This is a genomic window from Levilactobacillus muriae (assembly GCF_045862015.1).
Taxonomy (GTDB): domain Bacteria; phylum Bacillota; class Bacilli; order Lactobacillales; family Lactobacillaceae; genus Levilactobacillus; species Levilactobacillus muriae.
Window position 1 is genome coordinate 134,025 of record NZ_BAAFRU010000009.1, and the last position, 11,919, is coordinate 145,943.

General features: G+C 48.3%; 11 protein-coding genes. 7 read left to right on the forward strand and 4 right to left on the reverse strand.

The window, feature by feature from the left end; genetic code table 11:
* Positions 1–22 precede the first annotated feature (22 nt).
* The 3 genes from ACKTSF_RS08230 to ACKTSF_RS08240 form a co-directional block, all read right to left on the reverse strand.
* Positions 23–1,840 carry a DUF5776 domain-containing protein gene (locus ACKTSF_RS08230; RefSeq protein WP_407888382.1) on the reverse strand — a complete coding sequence of 606 codons (1,818 nt, stop codon included), beginning with the start codon at positions 1,838–1,840 and terminating at the stop codon, positions 23–25.
* Between the two features lie 247 nt (positions 1,841–2,087).
* Positions 2,088–3,938 carry a DUF5776 domain-containing protein gene (locus ACKTSF_RS08235; protein ID WP_407888383.1) on the reverse strand — a complete coding sequence of 617 codons (1,851 nt, stop codon included), beginning with the start codon at positions 3,936–3,938 and terminating at the stop codon, positions 2,088–2,090.
* 289 nt (positions 3,939–4,227) lie between these two features.
* Positions 4,228–5,421 (reverse strand): multidrug effflux MFS transporter, encoded by a 1,194-nt coding sequence (locus ACKTSF_RS08240; RefSeq protein WP_407888385.1) that lies wholly within the window; start codon positions 5,419–5,421, stop codon positions 4,228–4,230.
* Positions 5,422–5,763: 342 nt separating this feature from the next.
* Between ACKTSF_RS08240 and lepB the strand changes: the two genes are divergently transcribed.
* The 7 genes from lepB to ACKTSF_RS08275 all read left to right on the forward strand — a co-directional run bounded on the left by lepB (position 5,764) and on the right by ACKTSF_RS08275 (position 10,876).
* Positions 5,764–6,363 (forward strand): signal peptidase I, encoded by a 600-nt coding sequence (lepB, locus tag ACKTSF_RS08245; RefSeq protein WP_407888387.1) that lies wholly within the window; start codon positions 5,764–5,766, stop codon positions 6,361–6,363.
* Between the two features lie 159 nt (positions 6,364–6,522).
* On the forward strand, positions 6,523–7,209 hold the full coding sequence (locus ACKTSF_RS08250) for a DUF6198 family protein (RefSeq protein ID WP_407888389.1): 687 nt from the start codon (positions 6,523–6,525) through the stop codon (positions 7,207–7,209).
* The gene (locus tag ACKTSF_RS08255) at positions 7,172–7,627 is read left to right on the forward strand and encodes a DUF6198 family protein (RefSeq protein ID WP_407888391.1); all 456 of its coding nucleotides are present in this window, start codon (positions 7,172–7,174) and stop codon (positions 7,625–7,627) included. Before ACKTSF_RS08250 ends, ACKTSF_RS08255 begins: the two co-directional genes overlap by 38 nt.
* 65 nt (positions 7,628–7,692) lie before the next feature.
* Positions 7,693–8,151 carry a MarR family winged helix-turn-helix transcriptional regulator gene (locus ACKTSF_RS08260; protein ID WP_407888393.1) on the forward strand — a complete coding sequence of 153 codons (459 nt, stop codon included), beginning with the start codon at positions 7,693–7,695 and terminating at the stop codon, positions 8,149–8,151.
* A gap of 170 nt (positions 8,152–8,321) precedes the next feature.
* Positions 8,322–9,065 carry an ABC transporter ATP-binding protein gene (locus tag ACKTSF_RS08265; RefSeq protein ID WP_407888395.1) on the forward strand — a complete coding sequence of 248 codons (744 nt, stop codon included), beginning with the start codon at positions 8,322–8,324 and terminating at the stop codon, positions 9,063–9,065.
* On the forward strand, positions 9,043–10,230 hold the full coding sequence (locus ACKTSF_RS08270; protein ID WP_407888397.1) for an ABC transporter permease: 1,188 nt from the start codon (positions 9,043–9,045) through the stop codon (positions 10,228–10,230). Before ACKTSF_RS08265 ends, ACKTSF_RS08270 begins: the two co-directional genes overlap by 23 nt.
* Position 10,231: 1 nt before the next feature.
* Positions 10,232–10,876 carry a TetR/AcrR family transcriptional regulator gene (locus ACKTSF_RS08275; protein ID WP_407888399.1) on the forward strand — a complete coding sequence of 215 codons (645 nt, stop codon included), beginning with the start codon at positions 10,232–10,234 and terminating at the stop codon, positions 10,874–10,876.
* Positions 10,877–10,910: 34 nt separating this feature from the next.
* Here the strand turns inward: ACKTSF_RS08275 and ACKTSF_RS08280 are convergent, their stop codons facing one another.
* A complete protein-coding gene (locus ACKTSF_RS08280; RefSeq protein ID WP_407888401.1) occupies positions 10,911–11,837 on the reverse strand; it encodes a LysR family transcriptional regulator in 927 nt (308 codons plus the stop codon).
* Positions 11,838–11,919 lie beyond the last annotated feature (82 nt).

An 11,919-nucleotide genomic window follows, 5' to 3' on the forward strand; every position in this document is an offset into this window, starting at 1 on the left:
CGCGCATTTTTTTGAAAATAAATTAATTGATGGCCTTAACGTAGTTGTGATTAGCGGTAATGTAGCCACCAGCAACGCGATAGCGGAGGGTGCCAGAAGCCGAGGTGCTAGTACCACGGGAGTAATCCCAGCCGAGAATCTTGAAGACTTGATGAGCCTTCTTGGGGTAGTGGCGATTTCGCTGGGTCAAGTTAACGGCGGCATAGCGATTAACGGCGGTCTTGGCCCGAACCTTGGTAGGGACTTCATACTTGCCGGCAATAACAAAGTGCTTATTGGCAGAAATGTAGTGGCCATTCGTCAGTAAGAAACGGGTGGTAGCTCTCTGGGTCACAACCTTCTTGACGGTCAATTGGGTGCCTTGTCGGTAGCTGGTCTTGGGCTGTTTGAGCGTAGCACTATCGTAGCCGTTGATCCCCCCGGGATTGATCACAGTTACAGTTTTAGGAGAATTTTCATAGTAGGCGTGAGTGACGTAGGCTGATTGCGCTGTGATATAACCCGTTTTGCCATATGTGCTAGAGTATCGGTTAGTATCACGAACTTGGTAACGCGCATTACCGGCTTTCGATGTTGTGGTTTCGAGCACGGTAAAGGTGGGCTGCTTCATCTGTGGTTTTTGAACAAACCAGGCGAGCCGGTTGGCAGTCGAGAAGTTCCGGCTACTGTAGAGACCAATCTTCTTGATGGCCGAGACGTTGAATTGCTGGAAGGTCGCAGTGTCGGGTTCAGTTGTTTCGGTCGCGCTAGGAGCTGATGGTGTGCTGGGCTTTGGCGTCGTGAATCGGTAGCTATCCTGTGGCTCCCAAACGTAGGTTTCATTATCAGGTAGATTGGCGGTATTGGCACCACTGTAACGGGCATAGAGTTCATCCAGAGTGTAGGTTGGTCCCTGTGGATCATAATCTTGATAGGCTTGGAGCGGATCGTTATTGATAAAATCAACTGCGCCAGTCCCCACGGATTGCCAGCTTCCCGTAAAGTCGGTAGTTGGCGTGGCATTAATGACCAATCCTGAAGATTGCAATATAAAGCCTTGTTGTATCACCAGATTTTTACTGAAAGTGATGTTCCGCAAGTTGGGTGCTTGGAGAAATAGGGCAGCCGATGAAGCCGGCTTCGACCAATTTCCAATATTTAGTGTTTGTAGAGCATTATCATTCTGAATCAGTTGTCTGTAATTGGTGGCATTATTATTATCTAAGTGGTATAGATCTAAGTTGACTAAGGCTGTATCATTTGCGAATAGCTCCTGAAGTGAATGAGGATGAGCATCTGAGAGACGGGGTGCAGTAAAGGTCTTGAGACTTGAATCGTAGGCAAACATATCCAGAAGTCCAGCAGAGGTCTGATCCATGCTATCATCGACGTTACTAACATCTAAGTAGTCCAATCCAGAAAAGGAGGTCACATTTTCTAAATGGGCAAAAAAGTACGCTGCTGAAGAATCATAATGGCTGTCTTGATTTTCTGCCAAACTTAACTTTCCGGTAAGTTGAACCTTAGTGATTGCGGCTACAAAACTAGCATAAAGAGAGTCATATGAGCTATCCGACTGGCTGGCTACTGACGTGACTAGATCGTTAAGCAGTTGGCCATTTGCTACAGGTGTCGTTGGGGATGAAATCGAATATGGAAGCGCGCCTCCGCTTAACGTGAGCACGCCATTTTTTAGAGTCCATGTCACATCATTGTTTATAGTGCCCTGCTGTGGTAGCGAATCAGCGTGAGCTACCGTTATGTTTGGAATCGTATTGTTACTGTAAGGCTGACTTACTCCCAATAAGGGACTCATCCCCAAGAAAACGCCTAATGTGATCAGTCCAATCTTCCACTTCATCGTTGTATCCCCCTAATAAGTAATTGATCTGTTGTTTAACTTAAGGCAAGTGTAGTGTGTAACTGAAAGATTTAATGGTATTTAGCAGTTGATTTACGGCAATATAAGCAAAGTGGTTAGAATTTGGGCGGTGTTTGGTAACTTAACAAATAGGGATTGGGCAGAATAGGGAGTAATGACACGGTCCGGGGAGTACAAAAAGGGCCTGGGGGATAGTCTCCCAGACCCTTTCGTTGAAAGTACTAACTTAATTCAAAGCCTTAACGTAGTTGTGATTAGCGGTAATGTAGCCACCAGCAACCCGATAGCGGAGGGTGCCAGAAGCCGAGGTGCTAGTACCACGGGAGTAATCCCAGCCGAGAATCTTGAAGACTTGATGAGTCTTCTTGGTGTAGTGGTGATTTCGCTGAGTTAGGTTAACGGTGTCATAGCGATTAACGGCGGTCTTGGCCTGAACCTTGGTAGGAACTTCATACTTGCCGGCGATAACAAAGTGCTTATTGGCGGAAATGTAGTGGCCATTAGTGAGCAGAAAACGTGTCGTTGAACCCTGAGTCACAACCTGCTTGACGATCAACTGCGTCCCTTGTTTGTAACTGGTCTTGGGCTGTTTGAGTGCAGCGCTATCGTAGCCGTGGATGCCCCTAGGGTTGATGACAGTTACGGATGTAGGTGTATTCTCATAGTAAGTTCGGGTGACATAAGTTGATCGAGTTGTGATGTAGCCAGTCTGGCCATAAGTAGCGGAACGACGATTGGTGTCACGAACCTGATAACGCGCGCGACCGGCTGTAGATTTAGTCGTACCCATAACCGTAAAGACGGGTTGCTTCATCTGTGGCTTTTTGACGAACCAGGCAATGCGATGAGCAGCGGAGAAATCCTTGCTGCTGTAGAGGCCAATCTTCTTGATGGCCGAGACGTTGAACTGCTGGAAAGCAGCCGTGTCCGACTCAGCGGGTGCTGGAGTCGACGGCGTTACCGGGGTGACCGGATCGGGTGTGGTGAAACGGGCTTTATCAGTGGGTTGCCAAACATAGGTTTCATTAGCCGGAAGTTCGGCGGTGAGTGTGCCATTGTATAAGCCATAAAGTTCGTCATTCGTATAAGTACTATCGCCTAAAGGATTATTGTTAAGATAACCATCTGTCGGATAATTATTTATGAAGTTAACTTTACCAGCACCAAGGGTTTGCCAAAGGCCAGTGAGGTCGGTGGTTGTATCTGGTCCCGTTAGATGGACGCCAGCAGTGTCTCCCCATTCGGGATCAACAGTATCTTTGGTTAGAATCATGGAAGAGTTTAGTGTAATTTTGGCTATTTGAGGTGAACCAGTAAACATATTCTGGTAATCACAGTCATTGGTGAAACTAAGATTTGCGAGATTCACTTCGCGCAATTTAGGATTATTAGAGAAAAGACTATCTGTGGATGCTACGGGGTTGCTGGGACCAGCGAGGTTTGAAAGATCAGCACTGGCTAAATCTTTATCATTCGCAAATAAATTATCGATATCGATTGCGGAACCTGTGCTAAGATTGAAGTTTGGAAGAGATATTGTTGTTAACGCTGCATTGGATGAAAACATACTACCCATTGAAATGGTAGATGAAGTAGTAGATCCTAAACGACTTAAATCTAAATTTTGCAGATTGGTATATTCTCTAACATGGGTTAAATTAGCAAAGAAGTAAGATGCGCCAATATTTGAGCTCTGAATGGTGAGTTTGTTCGAAATATTTACTTTGGTGATTAAATTTGCGAAATCAATGTTTGCAGGTGACGTACCGTCAGAAACTGTGGCTGTCTTTTCCAAAGTATAGAGTAGCTGTCCCTGCTGTATGTCAAACACATTTCCAGACATGACAGGGAAGGTTCCCCCGCCAAGAGTTAGGGTGCCATCCTTCAGCTGCCATTGAACAAGGGTCCCGTCGGTTTGAGAGCCCAATGTCCCTGAATAATTAGAGGTCGTACTATCTGCCAGTGCCACGCTGGGAGTGTGACCATTTTCGGAATTATTATGACCATTTCCTAGCCCAAATAAAGGACTCAACCCAACAGCTACCCCCAATGCAATTAAACCAAATTTCCATTTCATGCTGCAAGACGCCTCCCTTAAGAATAATTGATCAACGATTTAAACTAATTAACGAAGCCTATATTTAGATTAACATTTCACAAAGGAAAAAGTTGCAATTTTGCCTCGTTAACTCCAATGATAATTTGCATCTATTCGGTGATGAGCAAGCTGTATAAACTAAACTGAAAACGACGTAATTCGCAAGATAATGGTGGTTAAGGTATAGAATTTGCTCAAATATAAGCAAATAAATTCAAAAAAAGACATCCAGAATGACCTTCTGAATGTCTCTTAGATTCAACCTGAATTAGGCTTGAGTCGTTTTCCCTTGAAGCTTCACCAGGCCCAGGGCACCAGCATTGCAGGCAAATAGCATGACCGCCATGGCGGCGTATGATTGTCCTGTCAGACCGACTAACGGTGAGGCTAAGCCCCCGCAGGCGTTCTGTGCCAGGCCGATTACAGCGGACGCACCGCCGGCATTCTTAGAGGCTTGATCCATGATGATAGTTACCGTCAGTGTCAGTAGGGCCCCGATTAAGATGACCATGACCAAGACGAGGGCACTAACAACCCAGACATTGGCCGGGAATAAGAGGCTTGCCAAGAGAACAAGACTAACAGTCGATGCAATCACCAGTAAGCCTGTCACCTGTTGACGGTTGGAGTAGCGCCGGGATAATTGCCCCGGTAAGTTGCTACCGACCACGATGCCCAAGCCGTTGAAGGCGTACAGTAGGCTAAATGTCTGTGGCGCCATGCCAAAGCCCGTTTGGAAGACGAAGGTTGAGGCTGAAATATAACTGAATAAGCCACCATAGACCAGTCCAGTAGCCAGAATCAGTGGCCAGAAAGCCGGTTGAACGACCAGCCGACCCATGGCACCCAGTGAGCTTTGGAAGCCGCCAGTCTGCCGTTCGCTGACAGGTAAAGACTCCGGTAAACCCAGGGCAATCGCTAGAGCAATCACCCAGCCAATCACCGCTAACAGAATGAAGATGGCTTCCCAATCAACGTAATGGATCATAAAGCCCCCGATAATGGGCGCAATGATCGGAAAAACCCCGTTGACGGTGTTGAGTAGCGCGTAGAAGCGTGTCAGTTTCTTCCCAGAGAAGAGGTCGCGCGCAACAGCCCGAGCCATAACCTGCCCGGTCGCGCCTGCTAGGCCTTGAACGAATCGTAGGACGATTAATAAAGTAATAGCATGGATAAACGCCATTGCGAGTGAGACCAGGCCAAAGATAATGAAGCCCACAATGAGAGGCTTACGGCGGCCATATTGGTCCGATAGTGGCCCAGCAATCAGCTGACCGAGTGCCAGTCCAATTAGACAAGCTGTGATGCTCAGTTGCATGAGTGACGCACTCGTGGCAAACTGAGTCCGCATTTGCGGCAAGGCTGGCAGGTACAGGTCAATGGCCAGTGGCCCGGTGGCACTGACGGTCCCCAGCAAAAGTGTAAGCCAGATTTGTCGGCGCCGTGTAAGGATAGGATTCAAAAACAGTCAGCCCTTTCAACGTATTATAATTTTCGCAATAACCAGGGGTGACGACGCTGGACCGCCACTCTACTAGCAGAATGGCGGTCCAGAACGGTCATTATGTAAGGCAAAGCGTATTGTATTATTATTGCTGGAAACCGCTGAATTTGCAAGCCGAAAAGTAACAGGAACCTTGCAATTCCGTCTCAATCGTGTAAATTTTGCGTAAAGCTTGGGACTTTGAGAAGGTTAATGATATGATTAAAAGCGTCCCTGTCAGCCAAAATAAATGTTCGTAGCGCGGCGGGTGGTGTATGATAATAACATAATTAGTGATTCCCGAAAATAAGGAGTGCCATCATGAAAAACTTAAAGGAAATTTTGAGTTGGATTGTGCCAGTCGTCATCGGGCTAGCGATTGCCTTAGCCCTTAAACAGTTCGTGTTCACGCGCGTGCGAGTCGATGGGCCATCCATGGAGCCTAACCTGAACAATAATGAAAAAGTCTTTGCTTGGAAAATGTCGAAGGTCAAGCACCTCAGCGTCATTGTCTTTGACGCCCACGGTGAAGACCCGGCTGCCAAGGCCAATACCAACTACGTGAAGCGGGTCATTGGTCTGCCAGGGGACTCGGTGAAAAGCAAGAATGGTTACATCTATGTGAATAACAAGCGGATTAACCAGAGCTTTATCAGTACTAGCGAACGGACCTCTGGAACTGGCAATTGGACATTGGCTAGCCTCCAACGCCAGAATGATTGGCAGGGCGGTAACAATGGGACAATCGCCACGGTTGTACCTAAAGGCAAGTACTTTGTCTTAGGGGACCACCGCAGCGTGTCTAACGATAGTCGTTACTGGGGCTTCGTTGATAAGGACAAGGTCTTAGGTGTCGTCAAGGTACCGTTCTGGGCTTCCAGCAAGACCAAGCGAGTCAACATCAACTCACTCGCTTACTAGCTTAAAACAATCAAGATAAATAATGCGTCGTCAGTCACAGCCATTGGGGGTTGAGGCTGACGACGTTTTTTTGAAGAGCAACCAGATTAATTTGAAGGAGACGCTTACATTTCACAAGAATCGTAGTATCGTAGGAGTTATATGAAATAAAATGAGGAGATGAATCCCATCAAGAACACATTAAAGCAGCGCTGGACGGCCTTGATTCTAGGCTTGGTCATCAACGCTTTTGGGAGTGGCCTCACGGTAGCTGCCAACATGGGAGCCAGTCCGTGGATGGCGTCCGAAGTTAACCTGAGTGAGTGGTTTAAGATAGGTATTGGCTGGCCGGTATTCGTGGTCAGTTGTCTGGCCGCAGTTGCTAATCAATTTTTACTACGGCGTTGGGAACCACGGCGCTTCTTTGGCGAAATTGGCTTCATGTTTTTCGTGAGCTTTTTCGTCAACTTTTTCACGAATATGTTCTATCGCATGGGCATTCTCAAACTGTCGATGTTTACCCGCGGTTTTCTCGCAGTGGCGGGAGTCACAATCTTCTGTATTGCCATTTCGCTGTATCAGCGGGCCAACCTGGTCATGCATCCCAATGACGATACGACGAATATTTTGCGGTTCATGTACTGTCATGGCAATGTGCTTCACGCGCAGCTGTTGAATTTCATTCCACCCGTCACAATTATCGTGGTCAGCTGGATCGTGACCCACAACCTCTTCGCGATTAATCTGGGGACGGTCTTCGCGTTGATCTTCACGGGTACGATTATTAATCTAACGGATCGGTTTATTTGGCCGGAGCTCAAACACAACTTTGCGGTACGTCCTGTCGAGGAGCCGACAAACGATTAAGAATCCACTGCCCCAGCGCTGGCTGGCGTTAGTATTGGCGTTAGTCGTCAATGCGTTTGGTAATGGACTGTCGGTGGCGTCCAACATGGGAACTAGTCCTTGGACGGCGTCGAAAGTTAATCTGAGTCATTGGCTGGGCACGAGTGTGGGCCTGGCCATCTTTGTGGTCAGCTGTCTGGCAACGATTGCTAACCAGCTGCTTTTAACCTGTCACGATAACGTGGTGATTGCCCAATTGCTCACGTTTACGCCGCCGGTCACTATCATCTTAGTGTGCTGGATCAACACGCATCAACTGCATGCGGTCAATTGTGGGACGCTGTTTACGTTGCTCTTCAATGGGGCTCTGATTGGTTTGGCAGATCGCTTTGTTTGGCCGCAACTTCACCATAATTTTAGGGCGAAGCCGGTTCACTGAGCAGCTTGACTTTTTGGTGGATTTAGAATATGCTTGCGCACGTAGTTTAGGGAAGGAGGCGGCTCATGGTCACCACAGGAAATGACTCAGACATTGTGAAATGGCTTTCGATTGCGAACCGGTATACACGGATTGCCTTGGATCGGCGACTACAGCCGTATCGCCTGAATGCTAGCATGTACTACTATATTCTCCGGCTCCACGAGCAGCCACGGCTCACGCAAGATAAGTTGATCAGTCTGACTTATCTCAACCCCAGTAACGTGACGCGAGCGGTTAATCAGTTGGTCAACTTAGGTTACGTGCGTAAGCGCCAGTCCAAGCTGGATCGGCGGGTCTATGAGCTATCGTTGACCAAGCGTGGTGAACGACTCTATCCGGAAATTGTCAAAATTCGGCAAGAGGTAGCAAACAGTCTGCTTACGGAAATTCCAACGGCGGATCACGATGCTTTGGTTGAACAGATTCGCCAGTTGGCACTGACGGCGGTGGCCAACGAGACACCAGGACAAGCGCAGGATTAAAATAAAATAGGTTGGATGGTGGCTCACTAATAGATGGTGAGCCATTTTTGTGACATTTATTTGTAACCGGTTACAAATAAGGATTGACAGGAGCCACTGGGGGTCGTATGCTTAGTTCGTAAATGAGTGAGCACACGCTCATGATGAGAAGCAAGTTAGGAGGAGTTAACATGGCAACCAACACGATTGACGTACGAGATGTGGCGAAGAAGTTCGGCAACAATCCCGTGCTCAAAAAAATCAGTTTACAACTACCCGTTGGCCAGATCATGGGGCTGATTGGTCCCTCGGGTGCCGGTAAGACGACGTTGGTCAAGGCGATCCTGGGGATGGAGAAGGTTGATGCTGGGACGACGACGGTATTGGGAACGGCGATGCCGAACCGCAAAGTCATGCAGCGCATTGGCTACATGGCCCAGAGCGATGCACTCTACGAGGACTTAACGGCGCGGGAGAACATTCGATTTTTTGCTGAATTGATGAGCGTTCCGAAAAAGGATTTGACGGGGGCCATCGCACATGCGGCTCAGGTTGTGAATTTAAATGATGCCCTTGATCGCCGCGTGTCGGCGTATTCCGGGGGGATGAAGCGGCGGTTGTCTTTGGCCATTGCGTTGGTTCAAGACCCAGAGCTATTAATCCTGGATGAACCGACCGTAGGGATTGATCCCGAATTACGGCAACAAATTTGGTCGGAACTCTATCAACTTAAGGCGCAAGGCAAGTCGATACTGGTCACGACGCACGTGATGGATGAGGCCGAACACTGCGATTACCTCATGTTGATTCGTGAGGGGATCGCTTTGGCGCAAGGGACGCCGGCACAGTTGGAAAAGGATTATGATGTGACAACGATCGAACAAGTCTTTTTGAAAGCGGGGCGACTACAAGATGAGAGTCATCGCAATCTTTAAACGTGTTTTACGTGAAATGATCCGGGACAAACGGACGCTGGCACTGATGTTCATCGCACCCCTGTTCATCCTGACGTTGATGTATTTTCTCTTCAACACGAGTTCGGATACCGTGGCGAAGATTGGCGTCAGTCGAGTGGATACGACGGTGGTCACAGCCATCAAAAACAAGCATGTTAAAATAACCCACTATAGCGCCAACGCAACGGCGAAGGATAAGGTGCGAGAGGACAATCTCGCTGCCTTCATCAAGCAAAAGGATGGTAAGCTGACGGTGACGTATCAGAACAGCCAGCCCAGCGACTCGGCTCTGGTGCGTCAGGCGTTGCAGGGCGGTCTGACGAAGATCAAAGTTCAAGCTTTGGCTGCCGCGACGCAAGCTCAGAAAAAGGCCTTGCAACAACAGGCCAAAGTGTTGCAGACCTTAGTTGCGCAACAACAAAAGATGGCGGCTGCTCAGGGTGCGAAGACGGGTACACTGCCAGTTCAATCGCAACAGACGAAGCTCAAGGCGCCGACAACTTACAGCATCACGAGCCACTATCTCTATGGCAGTTCGGACTCAACTTTCTTTGACACGTTCCTGCCAATTCTATTGGGATTCTTTGTGTTCTTCTTCGTCTTCCTAATCTCAGGGATCTCGCTGCTAAACGAACGGACGACGGGAACATTGACACGCTTGCTGGCGACACCGATTCGCCGTGGGGAGATTATCACTGGTTATCTGATGGGGTATGGGTTGTTCGCGTTGGTTCAGACCGTAATCACCGTCACCTTTGCGTTGACAGTCTTTCGGATCCATATGATTGGGAGTGTCTGGCTGATTCTCTTGATTAACTTTCTTTTGGCACTGGTGGCCTTATCCATGGGGATCTTCGTATCAACCTTTGCCAATTCGGAATTTCAAATGATGCAATTCATCCCGATTCTCGTGATTCCACAGGTCTTCTTCTCTGGGTTGATTCCGGTCGACCAGATGGCTAACTGGCTGCAGTGGATTGCGCACATCTTCCCACTCTACTATGGCGGAAATGCCTTGATGAATGTCGCTACCCGGGGTGTGGGCTTCGCTGGCATTGCCGGGGAGTTAAGCATTCTGGTACTGTTTGCGGTTCTTTTCACCGTTTTGAATGTCGTTGGCATGAAGCGTTATCGGAGGGTCTAAGATGGAAAAAGATACGAGTGTTAGCGCGGCGTTTCAGGCCGTCATGGCGGCGAATGGTGATATTCCGCCCAAACAACAGCAGGTCCTAGCGGCGAGTCTGGAACTCTTTGCACAGCAGGGGTTTGACAATACGACGACCAAGCAGATTGCTGAAAAGGCCGGTGTTGCTGAAGGAACCGTGTATCGGCGATATAAGAATAAGGATGAACTGCTAGCAGGGGTGTTGGCCCCTTTCATGACCCAGGTCTTGCCCAACCTGATCCAGGAGTTTGCCCAGCAAGTGGTGGCGCAGCCGTATCTAACCCGTCACGAAATGCTTCGTGCAATCGTTGAGGACCGTCTCGCCTTTATGAAGGAGAATGGTGCCATCCTGCGAATTTTGATTCGCGAGGTTTCGGTAAGAAATGACTTAAGAAGTCAATTTGTGATGTACGCGACGCCGCTACTTCAGGATAATTTATTTCCGGTGTTGGATCGACTAAAGGCTAGTGGTGAGCTGGTTGACTGGCCTGATTCGCGGACTGCGCAATTCATGATTGGGACAATGCTTACGGAATTGGTGCGGGTCGTTTTACTCCCAGAAGATGTAACCGTTGCTGCACCAACTATTATTGAATTTATAGAAAAGGGTTTAGCACCCCAATAATAGGATTAAGAAAAGTGGCGGTTACGTCACTTTTTTAGTCGTCACGGTGTTTAATTTGCGTCGCAGGATCGATATCGAAGACATTTTGGGCAACATGCAGAAAGGCCATCATTTCCGGTGTGTTTTCCTTGCTGGTCCGGTGAGCCATGATGAGTTGGTAGGTCAATAGATGCGGATCGAGGGGGATGGATCGGACAGTCGGAGCGATCACCGCTGGTGTGGGTAGGAGGGTCCAGCCGCAGCCATGTTCAACCAGTTGCTGAATCGTCGAGAGGCTGTTCAACGTCAGGGCAGGCTGCAAGAAGAGGTGATTTTCTGCCATAAAGTGTCGTGTGATTTCGCCCAGCACCATCTGGAAGTTACAGCCGATAAAGGGCTGATGGAGGAGTGAGGTTAATTGCTGGGCATGCGTGACCTGGGGCAATGAGAAGGGATAAGCCGTTGGTACTAGGATGCTGAAAGATTGATTGTGCATGATGCGATAGAAAAATGCACTGTGGTGCGCCGATTTAGGGCCGATGTAGACATCACTTTGGTTGTCGGTCACGGCTTTTTCTGCTGCGAGCGAAGGCATTTCGTGGATATCGAGGTGGTACTGCGGATATTCTTGGAGAAATTGACTACCCAGTTCGGGAAGAATTTGAGTGGCCATACTTTCGGATAGGGCAATTGAGAGATGGCCAGATTTGGATTGTGCAAGTTCGTGCATAGTTTGGTCGAGGTCACTGAGTTGTTGTTTAATCTTTTGGAGGCCAGCGAGGTATTGGGCGCCGGCATAGGTCAAGCGAGTGGGCTTAGTTGTCCGGTCGATCAGCTGAATACCAAGTTGCTGTTCAGCTTCCTTAATCGTCCGGCTGATATAGGGTTGAGAAACGAATAGATGCTGGGAAGCGGCTGTGATACTCCCCAAATTTTTAACTGCCGTTAGAATTTCGGCGAGTCGCGTGGTACTGAATGCCATGGTAATCACCTCACTATTAGTATAACCATTCGGTTCTGAAAACGGTATCACAAAAGTATTCGACTTTGTGATTTATCAAACT

Bases quoted from the DNA above. Each gene is read 5' to 3' on its own strand.
- ACKTSF_RS08230 (WP_407888382.1), bottom strand. From the start codon at position 1,840: ATGAAGTGGAAGATTGGACTGATCACATTAGGCGTTTTCTTGGGGATG.
- ACKTSF_RS08235 (WP_407888383.1), bottom strand. From the start codon at position 3,938: ATGAAATGGAAATTTGGTTTAATTGCATTGGGGGTAGCTGTTGGGTTG.
- lepB (WP_407888387.1), top strand. From the start codon at position 5,764: ATGAAAAACTTAAAGGAAATTTTGAGTTGGATTGTGCCAGTCGTCATC.
- ACKTSF_RS08250 (WP_407888389.1), top strand. From the start codon at position 6,523: ATGAATCCCATCAAGAACACATTAAAGCAGCGCTGGACGGCCTTGATT.
- ACKTSF_RS08260 (WP_407888393.1), top strand. From the start codon at position 7,693: ATGGTCACCACAGGAAATGACTCAGACATTGTGAAATGGCTTTCGATT.
- ACKTSF_RS08265 (WP_407888395.1), top strand. From the start codon at position 8,322: ATGGCAACCAACACGATTGACGTACGAGATGTGGCGAAGAAGTTCGGC.
- ACKTSF_RS08270 (WP_407888397.1), top strand. From the start codon at position 9,043: ATGAGAGTCATCGCAATCTTTAAACGTGTTTTACGTGAAATGATCCGG.
- ACKTSF_RS08275 (WP_407888399.1), top strand. From the start codon at position 10,232: ATGGAAAAAGATACGAGTGTTAGCGCGGCGTTTCAGGCCGTCATGGCG.
- ACKTSF_RS08280 (WP_407888401.1), bottom strand. From the start codon at position 11,837: ATGGCATTCAGTACCACGCGACTCGCCGAAATTCTAACGGCAGTTAAA.